The organism is Pseudomonas sp. PLB05 (assembly GCF_021106615.1).
GTDB classification, from domain to species: domain Bacteria; phylum Pseudomonadota; class Gammaproteobacteria; order Pseudomonadales; family Pseudomonadaceae; genus Chryseomonas; species Chryseomonas benzopyrenica.
In genome coordinates, this window is the sequence record NZ_JAJOHO010000001.1 from 277,926 (window position 1) to 297,168 (window position 19,243).

Sequence of the window (19,243 nt, forward strand, 5' to 3'; positions counted from 1 at the left end):
GGGAGGGTGGGGCACCTTAACGCGTGTCCCGCCCGCTCACAATGGTTACGACGCTATTGGCGAGCCTGAGGGCGCGCCTTGGCGATGATCGCGGCGAGGAATCGATGGAATTGGACGATGGCACGGCGGATGCCGTCCTGCTGGAGGCGCCCGGGCGCTCCCTGCTGATCTTTACCAGCATCGGCTGTGCGACTTGCCGGCTGGCCCGCCAGGTACTGCCTGCAGCGGCGCTGCCGGTCGATCGGCTGTACTGGGTAGACGCCGAGCGCAGCGGCGGCCTGGTGCAGCGCTATGGCGTCTTTCATCTGCCGGCGCTGTTCCTGGTCCGGGATGGCGATTTTCTCGGTCCGGTGCAGGCGCCGCTACGGGAGCCGGCGCTGGTGGCGGCGATCCTGACCGCCGCGGAGCGCGAGCCCGAGGAGCTGCCCTGAAAGGGCTCTAACGTGCGGTTCGCAGCGCAAACCGCAATCCCCTGCTACGCTGGAAAGGGCTATCCCGCGTCGTACCGGCCTGATCGGCTGATCTGGCCAGGAGGAATCGTGATCCGCTCGCTGCTCTATGCCACGGACCTGGGCCTGTGTTCGTCCTATGTCTTTCAGCACGCCTTGAATCTCGCTCGCATCCATCAGGCCCGGCTGTATGTCGTCCATGTGGTGGAGCCGCTCGGCCTCCTGGCCTCCACCCTGCTGCAGCAGTATCTGGATGGCGAATCTCTGGATCGCCTGCGCAATGGCGGTCTGGACCTGGTCCTGGAGACCATCGAACAGCAGGTGTTCGAGTCCCTGCGCGAGGACCTGCAGGAAACCCCCGCCACCGTGGGCCTGGTGAGGACCGTACGGGTGGTGCAGGGCGATCCGCCAGTGGCCATCCTCAAGCAGGCTCAGGAGTTCGCCGCGGATTTGCTGGTGCTCGGCAGTCGCAGCCAGGGCGATGCCCAGGTCGCCCCGTTGGGCCGTACTGCCAGCCGCCTGCTGCAGACCGCGCGCATCCCTGTGTACCTGGTGCCGCTGCGCCAGGGGTGATCCGCCAGCGTCAGCCCTTGTCCCCCAGCGACTTAATTCGATTTCGGTCTAGAAAAAGCTTGAGGCCTGCTTTACTGTTATATGCTTGCGCATGGGTCAGCGAGGAGCCGGCATGAAGCTGCAACAGTTGCGATATATCTGGGAAGTCGCCCACCACGATCTGAACGTCTCCGCCACGGCCCAGAGCCTCTATACCTCGCAGCCCGGCATCAGCAAGCAGATCCGCCTGCTCGAGGACGAGCTGGGCGTCGAGGTCTTCGCCCGCAGCGGCAAGCACCTGACCCGGGTAACGCCGGCCGGCGAGCGCATCATCCAGACCGCGGGCGAGATCCTGCGCAAGTGCGAGAGCATCAAGCAGATCGCCCAGGAATTCTCCAACGAGCGCAAGGGCACCCTGTCCATCGCCACCACCCACACCCAGGCGCGCTATGCGCTGCCGGACGTGATCAGCGAGTTCATCAAGCAGTATCCGGACGTGGCCCTGCACATGCATCAGGGCTCGCCGACCCAGATCGCCGAGATGGCCGCCGACGGCACCGTCGACTTCGCCATCGCTACCGAAGGCCTGGAGCGCTTCAACGACCTGGTGATGATGCCCTGCTATCGCTGGAACCGTTGCGTCATCGTTCCGCAGAACCATCCGTTGGCCAAGGTCGAGAATCTGACCCTGGAACGACTGGCGGAACAGCCGCTGGTGACCTACGTCTTCGGTTTCACCGGGCGCTCCAAGCTCGACGAGGCCTTTGCCCGCCAGGGCCTGGAGCCCAACGTGGTGCTGACCGCGGCGGACGCCGACGTCATCAAGACCTATGTCCGCCTCGGCCTGGGCGTGGGCATCGTCGCCGACATGGCGGTGGACCACAAAGCCGATGCCGACCTGGTCTGCCTGGACGCCAGCCACCTCTTCGAGGCCAGCGTGACCAAGATCGGCCTGCGCCGCGGCACCTTCCTGCGCGGCTTCATGTGCGACTTCATCGGCCGCTTCGCGCCACACCTGACCCGCGATGTGTTGACCGAGGCCATGCAGACGCCGACCCGCCAGGAGCTGGAGACGCTGTTCCATGGGGTGACGCTGCCGACGTATTAAGAGGGCTTCTTAGCGGCGTTATCGCGGCCATGGCGGTCCGCCGATGCGGCCGCTCCTACGGATGCTTTTGTAGGAGCGGCCCATGGCCGCGATAGAGGCTTTACCCCTCCAACCGCCACTGCTCCAGCAGCAGCTGCGCCGCGGCCGACAACCCCGCGCCCTGGCGCACCAGGATCGAATAGGGTTCGTTGCGGGTGCGCTGGACGACCGGCAGGCGACGCAGCAGGCCATGTCTTGCGCCGAACTGGGCGATGTCGCTGGGCAGCATGGCCACCTGGTTGGGGTCTTCCTGCAGCAAGCCGAGCAGGGTGAAGGTGGAGGCGGTTTCCACGGGATAGCGAGGAAACTCTAGCTCCGCCGCGCGGAATTCCCGTTCCAGGGTCAGGCGCATCGGCAGATTGGCCGGATAGACGATCCAGCGACTGTCGACCAGGTCGGCCAGGCTCAGCGCTGGCGCCTCGGCCAGCGGATGGCGGGGGTGGCAGACGATCTCCAGCCGCTCTTCGCGCACCTCCAGGCAGTCATAGGCATCCGGACGACGGCTGACGCTGCTGCGGCAGATGGCCAGTTCGATGCGGCCGGCGTCGAGCAAATCGAGCAGGCGCACACTGGTGTCCTCGATGATCTCGATGCCGAGCTGAGGTTGCGCCGCGCCCAGGCGGGACACCGCGGCGATCAATCGCGGCACGGCGCCCATGATCACCCCCACCGCCAGGCGGCCGCCTTCCCCCTGGAGGATGCCGAGCATCTCTTCGCGCAGATGGGCCAGGTCGCTCTCGATCAGTCGTGCATAGCGAATCACGCAGCGGCCCAGGTCATTGGGCTGTAGGCCCTGGTGGGTACGCAGGAAGAGGGTGGCGCCCAGGGTGCTTTCGATTTCGTGCAGGGCCTTGGTGGCCCCGGGCTGGGAAATGGCGATGCGTTCGGCGGCCTTGTGCAACGAGCCTTCTTCGTCGAGGGCGATCAGCAACCGTAGCTGACGCAGGCGTAGGCGAGAGGCGATGGAGCCCAGGGATGGCAGCATGGAAATAACCGTTGGTTATCACGGGATAGGGAGCTCTCATTAGGCAGGCCCCGTAGCGCCGAGTAAAGTCTTCCTCAGGCGATAACCAACAAGGAGAATGCCATGCACCTGATTCAGTTTGAAGACCAACAGGGCCAGCGTCGCGTCGGCGTGGTCGAGCGCGGCGAAGTCCAGCAGGTCCGCGGCGCCACCAGCACCCGGACCCTGGCGCTGCAGGCCATCCGTGCCGGCGTTTCGCTGGAGTCTCAGGTGCAGACCCTGGGCCTGGAGCTGGGACCGGCCTATGCCGAGCTGCTCGACGGCGGCGGTCTGCTGCCGCCGCTGGACCATGAAGATCCGGCGCACTGCCTGGTCACCGGAACCGGCCTGACCCACCTGGGCAGCGCCGCTACCCGCGACAAGATGCACCAGCAGAACAGCCAGGAGGAGGCCAAGCTGACCGACTCCATGCGCATGTTCAAATGGGGCGTGGAGGGCGGTCGGCCCGCGACCGGCATCGCCGGTGCCCAGCCGGAATGGTTCTACAAGGGCGACGGCGGCATCCTGGTGCGCCCAGGTGCCGACATCCCCCTGCCGGAGTTCGCCGAGGACGCGGGGGAAGAGCCCGAGTTGACCGGTCTCTATGTGATCGGCGACGACGGCACCCCCTATCGCCTGGGTTATGCGGTGGGCAACGAATTCTCCGACCACGTGCTGGAGCGCAAGAACTATCTCTATCTGGCCCATTCCAAACTACGCTATTGCAGTTTTGGTCCGGCGCTGCGTACTGGTGAACTGCCGCGCCATCTGGTGGGCACCAGCCGTATCCGTCGCGGCGAGCGGGTGGTCTGGGAGAAGGAGTTTCTCTCCGGCGAGGACAACATGTGCCACAGCCTGGAGAACCTGGAATATCACCACTTCAAGTATGCGCAGTTCCTACGGCCGGGCGATGTCCATGTGCATTTCTTCGGCACGGCGACCCTGTCCTTCGCCGACGGTGTGCGCGTCGAGCCGGGCGACAGATTCGAGATCGCGGTGCCGGAATTCGGCGAGCCGCTGAGCAATGGCGTCAAGGCCGGCACGGTAGCCTTCCAGCCAGGGCAGGTCCGCCAACTCTGATAGTTGTATGATGACTGCTGACTATGCGAATGCTAGAGTGGGTATCGCACAGGCTGGTCCGGCCGCTCAGACGCTGAGCGTGCCACCCTTTCGAAGACCGCCCCGAGGCGGGTGGTCTTCCCTGAACCCCTAGGTATAAGGAGTCGAGAACAATGCAGATCCAAGGCAAGAACTACATCGGTGGCGCTCGCAGCGGCGAGGGCGAGGTGCGGGTCTATAGCATCGACGCCACGACCGGCGAAAAGCTGCCCTACGAATTCTTCCAGGCGTCCGCGGCCGAAGTCGATGCCGCCGCCCGTGCCGCCGAGCAGGCCGCGCCCCTGTACCGCAAGCTGAGCGCCGAGAAGCGCGCGAGCTTCCTCGACGCCATCGCCGACGAACTGGATGCCCTGGGCGATGATTTCGTCCAGCTGGTTTGCCAGGAAACCGCGCTGCCGGCTGGCCGTATCCAGGGCGAGCGTGGCCGTACCAGCGGCCAGATGCGCCTGTTCGCCAAGGTGCTGCGCCGCGGTGACTTCCACGGTGCCCGTATCGACACCGCGCTGCCCGACCGCAAGCCGCTGCCGCGTCCTGACCTGCGTCAGTACCGCATCGGCCTGGGTCCGGTGGCCGTGTTCGGCGCCAGCAACTTCCCGCTGGCGTTTTCCACCGCCGGTGGCGATACCGCTGCGGCCCTGGCCGCCGGTTGTCCGGTGGTGTTCAAGGCCCACAGTGGCCATATGGTCACCGCCGAATACGTGGCCGACGCGGTGATCCGCGCCGCCGAGAAGACCGGCATGCCCAAGGGCGTGTTCAACATGATCTACGGCGGTGGCGTGGGCGAGCAGCTGGTCAAGCACCCGGCCATCCAGGCGGTGGGCTTCACTGGCTCCCTGCGTGGTGGTCGTGCCCTGTGCGACATGGCCGCGGCTCGTCCGCAACCCATCCCGGTCTTCGCCGAGATGTCCAGCATCAACCCGGTGGTCGTGCTGCCCGAGGCGCTCAAGGCCCGTGGCGACGCCATCAGCGGTGAACTCGCGGCCTCCGTGGTGCTGGGCTGTGGCCAGTTCTGCACCAATCCGGGCCTGGTCATCGGCGTGCGTTCGCCGGAATTCAGCAGCTTCCTGGAACGCCTGGCCGGTGCCATGAACGAGCAGGCACCCCAGACCATGCTCAATCCGGGCACCCTGAAGAGCTACGAGAAGGGCGTCGCGGCGCTGCTGGCTCATTCGGGTGTACAACACCTGGCCGGTGCCAACCAGGAAGGCAACCAGGCGCGTCCGCAGCTGTTCAAGGCTGACGTGAGCCTGCTGCTGGAAAGCGACGAGCTGCTGCAGGAAGAAGTCTTCGGCCCCACCACGGTGGTGGTCGAGGTGGCTGATGAAGCCCAGCTGCACCAGGCGCTGCAAGGCCTGCATGGTCAGCTGACCGCAACCCTGCTGGCCGAGCCGGGCGATCTGCAGCGCTTCGAGGCCATTATCGGCCTGCTGGAGCAGAAGGCCGGTCGCCTGCTGCTCAACGGCTATCCCACCGGCGTGGAAGTCTGCGATGCCATGGTCCATGGCGGTCCCTATCCGGCGACCTCCGATGCCCGTGGCACTTCGGTCGGCACTCTAGCCATCGATCGCTTCCTGCGCCCGGTGTGCTACCAGAACTACCCGGATGCCTTCCTGCCGGAAGCCCTGCAGAACGCCAACCCGCTGGGTATCCAGCGCCTGGTGAACGGCGAGAACACCAAGGCCGCGATCTGATCGCGCTGTCTTGAGTGAGAGAAGACCCGGTGTCGCGAGACGCCGGGTTTTTTATTGGGTGGTGGAAAAGGCTCGCTGCTTTCCACGCTACCAGGCACCAGGCTACGGGCCGCGTCGGAGCAACCCTCTCTCCCTCTGGGAGAGAGTTGGGGTGAGGGAAGCGCCCGGCACGAGCCCAACAGAAAAGGCCGCTCCTGAGAGCGGCCTTTCTTGCATCAGGAGCAGCCTTACTTGCTGGCGAACTTGAAGATGGTCGTCTGGGTGTAGGTCTGGCCGGGATCCAGGCGGGTGGTAGGGAAGTTGGGCTGGTTGGGGGCATCCGGGTAGTGCTGGGTTTCCAGGGTGAAGGCACCCCAGTGGCCGTAGGTCTTGCCGGCCTTGCCCTTGATGTTCCCTTCCAGGAAGTTGCCGGTATAGAACTGTACGCCCGGTTCGGTGGTATAGAGGGTCAGGGTGCGGCCGGAGCCCGGGTCGGTCACCACGGCGGCGGCTTTCTGCAGATCGCCAGCGGTGTTGAGCACCCAGTTGAAGTCATAGCCACCCTGCTTGGGTTCGGCGTACTTCAGTTGCTGGTTGTCGTCGGCGATGTGCTTGCCGATGGCGGTCGGCTTGCGGAAGTCCATGGGCGTGCCGGCCACGGGCGGCAATTCGCCGGTGGGGATCAGCTTGGCGGTCACCGGGGTGTAGGTGTCGGCATTGAGCATCGCCACCTGCTTGAGCACGGTGCCACTGCCAGCGCCCGCCAGGTTGAAGTAGCTGTGATTGGTCAGGTTGAGCACCGTCGGCTTGTCGGTGGTGGCGCGGTACTTGAGGGTCAGCTGGTTGTGCTCGTCCAGCTGATAGGTTACCTGGGTGGTGAGGGTACCGGGAAAGCCCATCTCGCCATCGGGGGAGACATAGCTCAGGGTCACGCCGACCCAGCCGTCGCCCTTGGCCGGCTCGGCCTTCCACACCTTGGTATTGAACCCCTGGGGGCCGCCGTGCAGGGCGTTGGTCTTGTCGTTCTGGGGGATCTGGTAGCTCTTGCCGTCGAGACTGAAACGGCCCTCGGCGATGCGGTTGCCGAAGCGGCCGATGGTGGCGCCAAAGAATACGGTGGGGTTGTCGAGATAACCCTGGACGTCATCGAAGCCCAGGACCACGTCTTCGCCATGGCCCTTGCGGTCGGGCACCTTGAGCGCCTGCAGCACGCCGCCGTAGGTGATGACGGTGGCCTGCATGCCGTGGCTGTTGGTCAGGACGAACTTCTCGATGGGGGTGCCATCGGGCAGCTTGCCGAAGCTCGACTGCTGGCTGGTGAGGCCGGCCGCCTGGGCGGTAAGGGTGCTGATCATGAGTGACAGTCCAAGTCCGGTGAGGGCTAACGTGCGTTTCATCTCGACCACCTTTTCGGTTTGTTGTTGTACAGGGAACAGCGGGTGTTGTGGTTTGTTGGGCTTCGCGTTGCTCAACCCAACCTACGAGACCCCGTAGGTTGGGTTGAGCGTAGCGAAGCCCAACGGTAGAGGCCGATCAATGGGAGTGACGGGGCACCTCGGCGCCGCGGCAACCGACCAGGAAGTCGAAGTCGCAGCCTTCGTCGGCCTGCAGCACATGGTTGACGTAGAGGCGGCGATAACCGCCGGCCAGCAGCTGGTCGGCCGGCGGTTGCCAGTCGGCCAGGCGCGCGGCCAGTTCTTCGTCGGGGATATCCAGGTGCAGGCGGCCGGAAGCGCAGTCCAGCTCGATCATGTCGCCTTCGCGCACCACCGCCAGCGGACCGCCGGCCGAGGCCTCGGGCGCCACGTGCAGGACCACGGTGCCGTAGGCGGTGCCGCTCATGCGGGCGTCGGAGATGCGCACCATGTCGGTGATGCCCTTGGCCAGGAGCTTGGCCGGCAGGCCCATGTTGCCCACCTCGGCCATGCCCGGGTACCCCTTGGGTCCGCAATTCTTCAGCACCATCACGCAGGTCTCGTCGATGTCCAGGTCCGGGTCGACGATGCGCGCCTTGTAGTCTTCCAGGTTCTCGAACACCACGGCGCGACCACGGTGCTGCATCAGTGCGGGGGTCGCGGCCGATGGCTTGAGCACCGCGCCTTTGGGTGCCAGGTTGCCGCGCAGCACGCAGATGCCGCCATCGGCGCGCAGGGGGTTGTCCAGGGCGCGGATGACCTCGTCGTCGCCATAGATGGGCGCCTCGGCGCAGTTGGCCCAGAGGCTCTTGCCGTTGGCGGTCAGGGCTTCGGGGTGGGGCAGCAGGCTGGCTTCGCCCATGCGGCGGATCACCGCCGGCAGACCGCCGGCATAGTAGAACTCCTCCATCAGGAAGCGGCCGGAGGGCTGCAGGTCGACGATGGTGGGGGTGCCGCGGCCGACGCGGGTCCAGTCGTCCAGCTCCAGGTCCACGCCGATGCGGCCGGCGATGGCCTTGAGGTGGATCACCGCGTTGGTGGAACCGCCGATGGCGGCATTGACGCGGATGGCGTTCTCGAAGGCTTCCTTGGTGAGGATCTTCGACAGCCGCAGGTCTTCTTCCACCATCTCGACGATGCGCATGCCGGACAGGTGCGCCAGTACGTAGCGACGCGAATCCACCGCCGGGATGGCGGCGTTGTGCGGCAGCGAGGTACCCAGGGCTTCGGCCATGCAGGCCATGGTGGAGGCGGTGCCCATGGTGTTGCAGGTGCCGGCCGAGCGTGACATCCCGGCTTCGGCGGAGAGGAATTCGTTGAGGTCGATGGCACCTGCCTTGTAGGCCTCGTGCATCTGCCAGACGATGGTGCCGGCGCCGATGTCGCGGCCGTGGTGCTTGCCGTTGAGCATGGGGCCACCGGTGACGACGATGGCCGGCACGTCACAGCTGGCGGCGCCCATCAGCAGCGCTGGCGTGGTCTTGTCGCAGCCGGTGAGCAGCACCACGGCGTCCACCGGATTGCCGCGGATGGCTTCTTCCACGTCCATGCTGGCCAGGTTGCGGGTCAGCATGGCGGTGGGTCTGAGGTTGGACTCGCCATTGGAGAACACCGGGAATTCCACCGGGAAGCCGCCGGCTTCGTAGATACCGCGCTTGACGTGTTCGGCGATCTTGCGGAAGTGGGCGTTGCAGGGGGTCAGCTCGGACCAGGTGTTGCAGATGCCGATGACGGGCTTGCCCTGGAATTCATGGTCCGGGATGCCCTGATTCTTCATCCAGCTGCGGTACATGAAGCCGTTCTTGTCGTTGCTGCCGAACCACTGGGCGGAGCGGAGCGGGCGTTTGGGCGTGGTCATTGTCTTGTCCTCGGGCATTTCACGGGCAAAGCGGTCCCCGGCACGGCGCCCGTGGCGCCGCGGGGGAGGGCAGAGTCTGGGTTTAGCGCTGCTTGAAGCGGTCGATGACCACCGCCAGCAGCAGGATGGTTCCGCGGATGACGTACTGGTAGAAGGTGTCGATGTTCTTCAGGTTCATGGCGTTCTCGATGATCGCCAGGATCAGCACGCCGGCGATCACGTGGCGGATCATGCCGATGCCGCCGGCCAGGGAGACCCCGCCCAGCACGCAGGCGGAGATCACCGTGAGTTCGAAGCCCTGGCCGATCATCGGCTGGCCGGAGGTCATGCGCGAGGCCAGGACCACGCCGGCCAGGGCGCCGATCACTCCATGCATGGCGAAGATGATGATCTTGGTGCGGTCGACATGGACGCCGGCCAGCAGCGCGGCCTCCTCGTTGCCACCGATGGCCATGGTGTTGCGGCCGAAGGTGGTGTAGTTGAGCAGCCAGCCAAAGAACAGGATGCACAGCAGGGTGATGACGATGGGCACCGGCAAGCCGAACAGCTGGCCGTTGCCGAACACGAAGAATTGCTCCTGGGAGACGCCCACGGCCTTGCCGTCGGAGAAGATGTAGCCCAGGCCGCGCACGATCTGCATGGTCGCCAAGGTCGTGATCAAGGCGTTGATCTTGAGCTTGGCGATCACCAGCCCGTTGATCAGGCCCACCACCAGGCCCATGGCCAGGGCGGCGGCGACGCCGAGAAAGACGCTGTCGAAGTCGCGCATCACCACCGCCGCGACCACGCCGGCACAGGCGATGACCGAGCCCACCGAGAGGTCGAAGTGGCCGGAGGCCAGGCAGAACAGCATGGTGCAGGCGGCGATGCCCACGGTGGAGATCGCCAGGCCCAGACCGCGCATGTTCAGCGGCGAGAGGAAGTTCTGCACGAACAGCGCGCAAAGGGCGAAGATGACCAGCGCGGCCAGCATCATGGCCCAGTCGTCGAGGAAGCGACGCATGTCGAAGCCGCGGCGCGGCGGGGTCAGGCTGTGGGGTTGGGCGGACATGGATAGGACCTCTTTATTGTTATCTCGACCAGCAAGGCGCGCCCTCAGGCGCGGGTACGGGGCAGGGCGAGCTGCAGCAGCCGCTCGTCGTTGAACTCGGCGCGCGCCACCTCGCCGGTGATGGCGCCTTCGCTCATCACCAGGATGCGATCGGCCACGCCCATGACTTCCATCAGGTCGCTGGAGACCACCACCACGGCGATGCCGCGGGCGGCGAGGTCATGGATGATGGCGTAAATCTCCGACTTGGCACCCACGTCGATGCCACGGGTGGGTTCGTCGAGCAGGAGCACCTGCATGGGCATCGAAAGCCAGCGTCCGAGAATGGCCTTCTGCTGGTTGCCGCCGGAGAGATTCTTGATCTTTTGCCCGGCGTGCGGGGTCTTCACGTTGAGGGCGCGAATCTGCTTTTCGGCGTTGGCCTTTTCCCAGCGACCCTGGATCAGGCAGCCGAGGCTGGCATGGTGGGCGCGGGCGCTGATGTTGATGTTCTCGGCCACGCTGGCCAGGGGCACGATGCCTTCCTTCTTGCGATCTTCCGGGCACAGCAGGATGCCGGCGGCGATGGCGTCACGCGGCGACCTGAGGCTGACCGGGGCGCCCTTGAGGCTCAGGCTGCCGGCCTTGTGCTTTTCCAGGCCCGCCAGCAGGCGCAGCAGCTCGGTGCGGCCGGCGCCGACCAGGCCGAACAGGCCGAGGATCTCGCCCTGGCAGACCTCGAAGCCCACCGGCTGCTGCAGGCCCTGGCCGAGCAGGCCCTCGACCTTGAGGCAGCCGCCGCCGATCTCGCGCGGGCGGTAGTCGTAGATGTCGGCGAGATCCCGGCCGACCATCAGGGTGATCAGCTGGTCGGGGGTGATGTCGGCCAGGCGCTCGATGGTGCGTACATGGCGACCGTCCTTGAACACCGTCACCGCGTCGCAGATACGGAAGACCTCTTCCATGCGGTGGGAGACATAGAGCACCACCCGGCCTTCGTCGCGCAGCCGGGCGATGATGGTCATCAGCCGATCGGTCTCGCGGGCGGACAGCGAGCTGGTGGGTTCGTCGAAGGCGATGACGCGGGCGCCGCGGGAGAGCGCCTTGGCGATCTCCACCAGCTGACGCTGACCGAGCGACAGGCGCCCGACCTTGGTATTGGGGTCGATCTCTTCGGCCAGACCCTTGAGCAGGTCCAGGGCCTGGCGGCGCAGGTGGCCGCGATTGACGATGCCGTAACGCGCCGGCAGGTGACCGAGAAAGAGGTTCTCGGCGACGGTCATCTCCGGCACCAGCTGCAGCTCCTGCTGGATCACCGCGACGCCGGCGCGGATGGCTTCGGCGGTGCTCTTGAACACCAGTTCCTGGCCGTCGATGTTGAGGTGGCCGGTGGTGGGGGCGTGGTAGCCGCTGAGGATCTTCAGCAGGGTCGACTTGCCGGCGCCGTTCTCGCCCATGAGGGCGTGCACCGAGCCGGGACGCACGTTGAAGGAGATGTCGGCGAGCGCCTTGACGCCGGGAAAGGTCTTGCCGATGCCGACGAAGCCGAGGCTGTCGGCGCTTTGGGCGGTGGTGTGTTCCAAGGCTGCCATGAGGCACTCCTGTCACAACCTTTTTACGATCTGCTGCGCGTCGGCCAAACTGTGTTGAAAAGCCTCTGGAGGGCCAGCCCCGTCGGAATGCTCATTTACCAATCGTAAACTGCGCTTCCTAAAGCCTTTTCGCCTTGTTTGTCGCTAGCTCGCTAAATCGTAATAAAGGCTCCAATATGAAAGGGGGCGGCGCCAGGACCGGCGCCGCCGGGGTCATCACTTCCAGAGGCCGATCTTTTCCAGCTCTTGCTGGAAATTGGCGCGGGTGATGAGGGTGACCTTGTCCATCGCGGTGTACTTGGGCGGTTCCTTACCGGTGGTGACCCACTCGTACATCATGCTGGCGGTCTGGTAGCCCTCTTCGTGGGGGCTGGGCAGCATGGAGCCGAAGAAGCCGCTGTTGGGTTTCTTCAGTTCGCCGATGGCGTCGGTGCCGTTGATGCCGATGCCGATCACCTGCTCGGCCTTGAAGCCGGCGCTTTCAGTGGCACGGACGCCGCCCAGCACGGTGTTGTCGTTCATACCGCCGATGATCAGGTGCTTGGCGCCCGAGGGCAGCTTGACCAGGGCCGAGGTGGTGGAGTCCATGCTGCCAGGCACGTCGAGGGTCTTCTGCGGGGCGAAGATGATGTGGTCGGCGGGCAGGCCGGCCTTCTTCAGGGCTTCCACCGAACCGTCGGTGCGCTTCTTGCCGGTATCCAGCTCATTGTAGGTGTTGATCACCGCATAGGTGTCATCCCACTTCCAGCCACGCTTCTCGGCTTCGGCGGCCATGGCCGCGCCCTGCTGCTGACCGACCTCGAAGGCGGCCATGCCCAGGTAGGGCACGTCTTCCATGAACTTGCCCTTGGCGTCGACGAAGCGGTCGTCCACCGCCATCACCTTGAGGTCGTTGAGCTTGGCTTTGGCCACGATGGCCGGGCCGAGGGAGACGTCGGGCGGGCAGATCACGAAGCCCTTGGCGCCGTTGGCAGCCAGGCTGTCAATGGCGGCGAGGGTCTTCTCGCCATCCGGCACGGCGATCTTGAGCAGGGTGAAGCCCTTGTCCTTGGCGGCTTTTTCGGCGAAGGCCCATTCGGTCTGGAACCAGGGTTCTTCGGGCTGCTTGACCAGGAAGCCGATCTTGACCGGATCGGCGGCGAAGGCGGAAAGGGACAGACTGACAGCGCCAGCGGCGAGGGCGGCACGCAGCAGAGAACGAACTCCCGGAACACGGAACATAGCTGGAACTCCTTGTTTTTATTGGTGTGGCCAGGCAATGCAAGGCGGCGGGCTGCCGTCGTGGAGGTCAGACGACGCCGCTCTTTATTGATAGTATGATTGGATGAATGCGGGCGCAAGGAAAAGGTGACAGGATTTTTCGTCACCTCTGTCACCAGGCTGTTACATAGGGTCTGGCGCTGAAAGGCGCCGCAGAGGGCGCCAGGGTCGGTAGGATGAATCAGCCGGCGAAACGGTGGCAGGGCATGCCGGCTACCGGCGCGGTCGCCGTGAGCAGGGCGCCGTCGAGGGCGCCATCGGCGGCGGCACTGGTGACGTAGAGGGTGCGCAGATCCGGTCCGCCGAAGACGCAACTGGTGGGGCGCTGGACCGGCAGCTCGACGATCTCCAGCAATTCGCCCTCGGGCGAGAAACGCAGCAGGCAGTTGCCGTCCCAGCGCGCGTTCCACACACAGCCTTCGCTGTCGATGGCCGAGCCATCCGGCGAGCCGCGCTCGTGGGGACCGGCCCAAACGGTGGGTTCGCCCAGGTTGCCGCTGGCATCCAGTGGATAGCGATAGAGGGTGTCCTTCAGGGTGTCGGCACTGATGACGTGGTTGTCGGCTGCGCTCCACACCAGGGTATTGGCGATGCCGAGATCGCTGGCGTGACGACTGACGCTGCCATCAGGGTCGATGCGGAACAGCCCGCCCGAATGGCGATCGATGGCCACATCGCCACCCTGGGCATCGAGATTGTTCTGCATGGTGCCGAGCCAGAGCCGGCCCTGGGCATCGCAGCGCGCTTCATTGCCGCGATTGCCTGGATCGGGATCGGCGACGCAGAACAGCTCCAGGGCGGGACGCTCTGGCGGGGAATCGAGATCCAGGCGGAAGACGCCATCCGGCAAGGTCACCAGGGCGTCGCCACGGGTTGTAGGCACGAAGGCGGAGCAGGGCCTATCCAATTGCCATTCCTGGTAGTGCTCGCCGCGCAGGCGGCAGGCCTTGAAGCCGGCGATGTCCGCCCAGTAGAGCGCCTGGGTCTCCTGGTCCCAGAAGGGACCCTCGGCCAGTTTGAAGCGCTGGGGAAGCAGCGGCTGCCAATCCATCGTTCACCTCTCTTGTTGTGGCAGGACGGAAAATCCAAGCATAGGAACCTGGAGAGACGCCGAGGTTGCCGACCGGGACGTCAGTCGGTATAGCGGGCCAGGGTCACCGCTGCGCTATCGATCAGCATCATGCAGGCCCAGACGGCGCGCGCGGCATCGCGGGAGGCGATGCCATCGGCAAGGGTCTTGTGCAGGGGGAGGGTACGTCGCAGCTCGTCAGGGTCGGCCGACGACAGGGTGAAGGAGGCTGCCAGCAGCGCGCCTAGGGCGGGCACCATCTGCTCGATGAACTGATTGTGGCTGGCTGCCAGGACGCATTCGTGGAAGCGCTGGTCGGCGGTGTTGTAGTCGCCGCCGTCGAGGGAGGCTTCCAGATGTTGGTAGGCGACCTGGATCGCCTGGACCTGCTCGGGGGTGGCTCTTTCGCAGGCCCAGCGCACCGCGGCCGGCTCGATGGCGTGGCGCAGGTCCAGCAGGTCCTTGACGAAATGCGCGGGCAGGCCGCCCGTGGCCAACCAGCCCACCACCTGGGTGTCGAACAGGTTCCAGCGGCTGAGCGGCAGGACCCGGGTACCGACCTTGGGGCCGACTTCCAGCATGCCTTTGGCCGCCAGGGTCTTGATCGCCTCGCGCAGGATGGTACGGCTGACGCCGAGTTCCTGGCAGAGGTCCGCCTCTACCTTGAGCGAGCTACCGGGTGGGAATTGCCCGGCCGCCAGACGCTGGCCGAGCTGTTCGACGGTGGAAGCGTGGTAGCTGCTGGACATGAGGGCATACCGCGAGTGGGTTATTGCCCTTAATGATCATACGAAACTTCCTTGGCAGACAAGGGATCCGTCCGGAAGGTCTCGGTGACCAGGTCATCGACCCCGGCCAGCTGCGCGATGGCGGCATGGCGGGCGCAGATCGGATCGCGATGCTGAATGGCGGTCAGGATGGCCTTGTGTCGCGGTACCAGCAGACCGAGGCTTTCATCCTTGAACAGCGCCGCAGAGCGTTCCAGGTAATCCCGTACCGGGATCAGCATGATGCTGTAGAGGTGAATGAGCAACTCGTTGTGCGTGGCATTGGCGATGGACAGATGAAAGGCCATGTCCGGCTCGGCCATGGCGGTCAGATCCTCGGCCTGCTCCATGCGCTCATAGGCTTCTTCTATCGCCGTCAGGTCTTCGGGCTGGGCATTGGCCGCCGCCATGGCAGCGACCTCCGGCTCGATGATGTTACGCACCTTGACCAGGGTTTCAAAAAAGGAGTGCCGGGAATCACTCTGCAACAGCCAATGCAGGACGTCGGGGTCGAGCAGATGCCACTCGTTGCGTGGCTTCACAACGGTTCCGACCTTGGGCTTGGATCTGACCAAGCCCTTGGCGACCAGCACTCTGGTGGCTTCCCGCAGGACGGGCCGGCTCACCTCGTAGTCTTCGCACAGTTGCGACTCGGGAGGCAGGCGTTGTTCTGGCAAAAACTGGCCAGACACGATCTGAGTACCGAGTTCGTGGACGATGCGAGCGTGTCTGCTTTTGCGCGGCAGCGGTGTCTTGTAATTCATCGAAAGGCATCCGAAGTCGTCGTGCCATCACTATAACACCATCAGCGCGATAACCGATGTTATCGCGGGCCAAGCGGCTCTGTAATGGGGATCAGCGGAAATCAAGAGGTAAGATTTCCTACTTCGTAACAATATTTTAGTATTATCAAAATTACCTTAAGAGTCGATTAATGGCCTAATCTGGGTATTTAACGATTCAATGATAGTACGTTAGAATTTTGAGCAATCTGCGCTTCAACCGCACAACAACAACAAGTCGGAGAACGCCATGCACCCCGAATCCGTCCTCATCCGCCGGATCACGCGTAAGCTGATCCCCTTTCTCGTATTGCTCTATCTGGTCGCCTACATCGACCGCTCTGCCGTGGGCTTCGCCAAGCTGCACATGGGCGCCGACGTCGGCATCGGCGATGCCGCCTATGGCTTCGGTGCCGGCCTGTTCTTCATCGGTTATTTCCTCTTCGAGGTGCCCAGCAACCTCCTGCTGGAACGCTTCGGTGCGCGTCGTTGGTTCGCCCGCATCCTGATCACCTGGGGTGCCATCACCATGGGCATGGCCTTCGTGCAGGGGCCCAACAGCTTCTATGTCATGCGCTTCTTGCTCGGGGTCGCCGAGGCCGGCTTCTTTCCCGGGGTGCTCTACTACCTCACCCAGTGGTTCCCGGTGCGCCATCGCGGCAAGATCATGGGGCTGTTCATCCTCTCCCAGCCCATCGCGATGCTGGTGACGGGACCGCTGTCGGGCATGCTGTTGCAGCTGGATGGCGCCCTTGGTCTGCACGGTTGGCAGTGGCTGTTCCTCTGCATCGGCGCCCCGGCGGTGCTGCTGGCCTGGCCGACCCTGACCCGGCTGCCGGACGGCCCGCAGCAGGTCACCTGGCTGGACGCCGAAGAAAAGCGCTGGCTGGCCACGGAGCTGGAAAAGGACCTGCACCTCTTCGACCAGACCCGCCATGGCAATCCGCTGCATGCGCTCAAGGATCGTCGGGTACTGCTGCTGGCCCTGTATTACCTGCCGGTGACCCTAAGCATCTACGGTCTCGGATTGTGGCTGCCGACGCTGATCCACCAGTTCGGTGGCAGCGATCTCACCACCGGCTTCATCTCCGCCATCCCCTATGCCTTCGGCATCCTCGGCCTGCTCATCGTGCCGCGTAGTTCCGATCGTCTGGGCGATCGCTATGGGCACCTGGCGGTGCTCTATGCCGTGGGCGCTCTGGCCATGGCCGGCAGTGCCTGGTTCGGTACCGCCGTGTTGCAGCTGGCGGCGCTGTCGGTGGTGGCCTTCTGTCTGTTTTCCCTCACCGCGCTGTTCTGGACCCTGCCGGGTCGCTTCTTCGCCGGGACCAGTGCCGCCGCCGGTATCGCCCTGATCAATTCGGTGGGCAACCTTGGCGGCTATCTCGGCCCCTATGGCATTGGCGCGCTCAAGGCCGCGACCGGTACCCTGGCTTCGGGGCTCTATCTGCTGGCCGCGGTTCTGGTATTCGGCCTGCTGCTGACCGGCATCGTCTATACCCGTCTGGAGCGCAAGAACCGTCGGGAAGAGGGTTATGCCGCGGAGCGTTCCGCCGGCTGACGCCCCGGGCAGGTCTCGGCGGCGAACCAGGCGGCGCCGAGACAGACCAGATTGGCCACCAGCAGGTAGCCGGCTGGCGCCATGCGATCCCCCGTGGCGCCGATCAACCAGGTCACCACGATCTGGGCCGTACCGCCGAAGGCCGCCACGCCTACCGCGTACACCAGGGAGAAACCGGTGGCCCGCACCCGCTGGGGAAAGCTTTCCACGAGCAGCACGATCAGCGCCGCGCCGCTCATGCCGTGCAGGCCGGAGAGCACCGCCAGGGTCAGCAGGAAGGTACCGGAGCCAGGCGCCTGGGTGATGAGTTCCAGGGCCGGATAGAGCAGCACCAGCAGCAGTAATCGCGGCAGGATCAGCACGATGCGCCGGCCATAGCGATCGCTGAGCACGCCGCCCAGGATCGAGCACACCGCCATGGCCGCGCCCATCACCAGGGTGGCGAGCATGGCGATCCCGGCCGGCAGCTTCAGTTCCACCAGGGCGAAGGTGGTCATGTAGTTGAGGAAGTACTGGGTGATGGTGCTGCCGGAGAGGATCAGCAGGCCCAGCAGCAGCGGTCGCCGCTGGGTGGCCAGTACCTCGCCGAGCACCGCGCCGGTGCCCCGGGCTTCGCCGACGTGGGTATCCACCAGGCCGCGACGGATATAGAGGCCGATGGGCAGGATCGCCAGGCCCAGCAGGAAGGGCAGGCGCCAGCCCCAGGCCAGCAGTTGCTCCGGCGTCAGCCAGAGGGTCAGGCCGTAGCCGATCAGCCCTGCTGCCACGGCGGCCAGCCCCTGGGCCACTACCTGCCAGCAGGCGTAGGTGCCTCTCTTGTGCAGCGGCGCCGCTTCCAGGATGTAGGTGGTGGCCGGGCCGGCCTCGCCACCCCAGGCCAGGCCCTGCAACAGCCGCGTCAGCACCAGCAGGATGGGCGCGGCGATGCCGATCTGCTCGTAGCCGGGCAGCACGGCGATGCCACCGGTGCCCAGGGCCATGAGCACCATGGTCAGCAGCATCGCCGGTTTGCGCCCGACGCGGTCGGCCCAGGCGCCGATGAGGATGGCGCCCAGTGGCCGGACGACGAAGCCGACGCCAAAGGTGATGACGCTGGCCATCAGGCTGGCGAAGGGATTGTCAGAAGGAAAGAACACCTGGCCGATCAGCACGGCGAAGGTGGCGTAGACGCCGAAGTCGAAGAACTCCACGGCGTTGCCGAGCACCACGGCAAAGACGCCCTTGCGGGAGTGGATAGGGCGGGAAGCGGTCATGGGCGAGGTTTCAGCAGGAGCAGGGCGCGCCCGGGAGCGGGCACGCGGGAGGCATTGACTCAGTGGGCGAGGTGCAGGCCGCACTCGCGGTTTTCGTCACCCTTGGTGGGGTCGAAGTAATCGAATTCGTTGGGCAGGTCGTGGGCGGTTAGGTACTGGTAGAGGTCCTTGGAGGTCCAGTGCAGCAGCGGCGCCACCTTGATCAGGCCGTCCGGGTTGACGCTGACCGGATCCATCTGGGCACGCACCGCGGTGTCGGTGGCGCGCAGGGCGGTGAACCAGACCTCGGGCGCCGTCTCGCGCAGGGCGCGGGCGAAGGGCTCCAGCTTGACCTCTTCGGTGAAGGCGGCGTGGCGCGGATCGTCCAGCCCTGGCACCGGGCCGTCGATGGCCTCGCGGTGGGCGCGGGAGCGCTTGGGCAGGTAGGTCACCAGGTTGAGGTTCAGCTTGCGCACGATCTCGTCGGCGCAACGGTAGGTGGCGGGGGTGTTGTAGCCGCTGTCCATCCAGACCACCGGGATGTCCGGCTTGACCTGGCTGACCATATGCAGGATCACCGCCTCGAAGGGGCGGAAGTTGGTGGTGACGATGGCGCTCTTACCCAGGCCCAGGGCCCAGGCGACGAGCTTTTCGGGATCGCGGCCGAGGTCGGCGTTGAGGCGGGCGAGATCGAGGGACATGGCGGGCTCCAGCCGGGGAAGAGATGACGCCATGGT

At 65.2% G+C, this 19,243-nt stretch carries 17 protein-coding genes; 6 read left to right on the top strand and 11 right to left on the bottom strand.

Translation table 11 applies throughout. The annotated features are described in order from the left end of the window. Window positions 1-104 precede the first annotated feature (104 nt). The 3 genes from LRS53_RS01305 to cysB all read left to right on the top strand — a co-directional run bounded on the left by LRS53_RS01305 (window position 105) and on the right by cysB (window position 2,109). Window positions 105-431: a thioredoxin family protein gene (locus LRS53_RS01305; protein WP_231354676.1), complete on the top strand. Its 327-nt coding sequence runs from the start codon at window positions 105-107 to the stop codon at window positions 429-431. A 108-nt stretch (window positions 432-539) separates the two neighbouring features. Continuing rightward, a complete protein-coding gene (locus LRS53_RS01310) occupies window positions 540-1,022 on the top strand; it encodes a universal stress protein (protein ID WP_231354677.1) in 483 nt (160 codons plus the stop codon). 112 nt (window positions 1,023-1,134) lie between these two features. Further along, a complete protein-coding gene (gene cysB / locus LRS53_RS01315) occupies window positions 1,135-2,109 on the top strand; it encodes an HTH-type transcriptional regulator CysB (protein WP_231354678.1) in 975 nt (324 codons plus the stop codon). Between the two features lie 100 nt (window positions 2,110-2,209). Here cysB and LRS53_RS01320 read toward each other — a convergent pair whose 3' ends face one another. After that, on the bottom strand, window positions 2,210-3,133 hold the full coding sequence (locus tag LRS53_RS01320) for a LysR family transcriptional regulator (RefSeq protein WP_173149397.1): 924 nt from the start codon (window positions 3,131-3,133) through the stop codon (window positions 2,210-2,212). A 102-nt stretch (window positions 3,134-3,235) separates the two neighbouring features. Between LRS53_RS01320 and araD1 the strand changes: the two genes are divergently transcribed. Together araD1 and LRS53_RS01330 are read left to right on the top strand one after the other, a co-directional pair. Further along, complete coding sequence (gene araD1 / locus LRS53_RS01325; protein WP_231354679.1) at window positions 3,236-4,231, top strand: AraD1 family protein; 996 nt, start codon at window positions 3,236-3,238, stop codon at window positions 4,229-4,231. Window positions 4,232-4,383: 152 nt separating this feature from the next. Further along, window positions 4,384-5,961 (top strand): aldehyde dehydrogenase (NADP(+)), encoded by a 1,578-nt coding sequence (locus LRS53_RS01330; RefSeq protein ID WP_231354680.1) that lies wholly within the window; start codon window positions 4,384-4,386, stop codon window positions 5,959-5,961. A gap of 227 nt (window positions 5,962-6,188) precedes the next feature. Here the strand turns inward: LRS53_RS01330 and LRS53_RS01335 are convergent, their stop codons facing one another. From LRS53_RS01335 to LRS53_RS01370, 8 genes are all read right to left on the bottom strand, one after another. After that, on the bottom strand, window positions 6,189-7,337 hold the full coding sequence (locus LRS53_RS01335; protein WP_184286214.1) for an aldose epimerase family protein: 1,149 nt from the start codon (window positions 7,335-7,337) through the stop codon (window positions 6,189-6,191). Between the two features lie 136 nt (window positions 7,338-7,473). Further along, the gene (locus LRS53_RS01340; RefSeq protein WP_231354681.1) at window positions 7,474-9,213 is read right to left on the bottom strand and encodes an IlvD/Edd family dehydratase; all 1,740 of its coding nucleotides are present in this window, start codon (window positions 9,211-9,213) and stop codon (window positions 7,474-7,476) included. 82 nt (window positions 9,214-9,295) lie between these two features. Further along, window positions 9,296-10,264, bottom strand: a complete 969-nt coding sequence (araH, locus tag LRS53_RS01345) for an L-arabinose ABC transporter permease AraH (RefSeq protein ID WP_059315695.1) — start codon at window positions 10,262-10,264, stop codon at window positions 9,296-9,298. Window positions 10,265-10,308: 44 nt separating this feature from the next. Beyond that, window positions 10,309-11,835 carry an L-arabinose ABC transporter ATP-binding protein AraG gene (araG, locus tag LRS53_RS01350; RefSeq protein ID WP_160923378.1) on the bottom strand — a complete coding sequence of 509 codons (1,527 nt, stop codon included), beginning with the start codon at window positions 11,833-11,835 and terminating at the stop codon, window positions 10,309-10,311. A 216-nt stretch (window positions 11,836-12,051) separates the two neighbouring features. Next, on the bottom strand, window positions 12,052-13,056 hold the full coding sequence (locus LRS53_RS01355; protein ID WP_007160547.1) for a substrate-binding domain-containing protein: 1,005 nt from the start codon (window positions 13,054-13,056) through the stop codon (window positions 12,052-12,054). A 220-nt stretch (window positions 13,057-13,276) separates the two neighbouring features. After that, window positions 13,277-14,146, bottom strand: a complete 870-nt coding sequence (locus LRS53_RS01360; RefSeq protein ID WP_231354682.1) for an SMP-30/gluconolactonase/LRE family protein — start codon at window positions 14,144-14,146, stop codon at window positions 13,277-13,279. Between the two features lie 80 nt (window positions 14,147-14,226). Further along, window positions 14,227-14,913: a FadR/GntR family transcriptional regulator gene (locus LRS53_RS01365; RefSeq protein ID WP_017641929.1), complete on the bottom strand. Its 687-nt coding sequence runs from the start codon at window positions 14,911-14,913 to the stop codon at window positions 14,227-14,229. Window positions 14,914-14,942: 29 nt separating this feature from the next. Next, window positions 14,943-15,695 carry a FadR/GntR family transcriptional regulator gene (locus LRS53_RS01370; RefSeq protein WP_017641930.1) on the bottom strand — a complete coding sequence of 251 codons (753 nt, stop codon included), beginning with the start codon at window positions 15,693-15,695 and terminating at the stop codon, window positions 14,943-14,945. A 268-nt stretch (window positions 15,696-15,963) separates the two neighbouring features. Here LRS53_RS01370 and LRS53_RS01375 point away from each other — a divergent pair, with 268 nt between their 5' ends. Further along, window positions 15,964-17,274 carry an MFS transporter gene (locus LRS53_RS01375; RefSeq protein WP_231354683.1) on the top strand — a complete coding sequence of 437 codons (1,311 nt, stop codon included), beginning with the start codon at window positions 15,964-15,966 and terminating at the stop codon, window positions 17,272-17,274. On the opposite strand, the gene LRS53_RS01380 is transcribed toward LRS53_RS01375, so the two are convergent. Both LRS53_RS01380 and LRS53_RS01385 read right to left on the bottom strand, forming a co-directional pair. Then, a complete protein-coding gene (locus LRS53_RS01380; RefSeq protein WP_231354684.1) occupies window positions 17,247-18,527 on the bottom strand; it encodes an MFS transporter in 1,281 nt (426 codons plus the stop codon). The genes LRS53_RS01375 and LRS53_RS01380 overlap by 28 nt on opposite strands. Before the next feature lie 59 nt (window positions 18,528-18,586). Further along, complete coding sequence (locus LRS53_RS01385; protein ID WP_093254618.1) at window positions 18,587-19,207, bottom strand: phosphoadenosine phosphosulfate reductase domain-containing protein; 621 nt, start codon at window positions 19,205-19,207, stop codon at window positions 18,587-18,589. Between the last annotated feature and the right edge of the window lie 36 nt (window positions 19,208-19,243).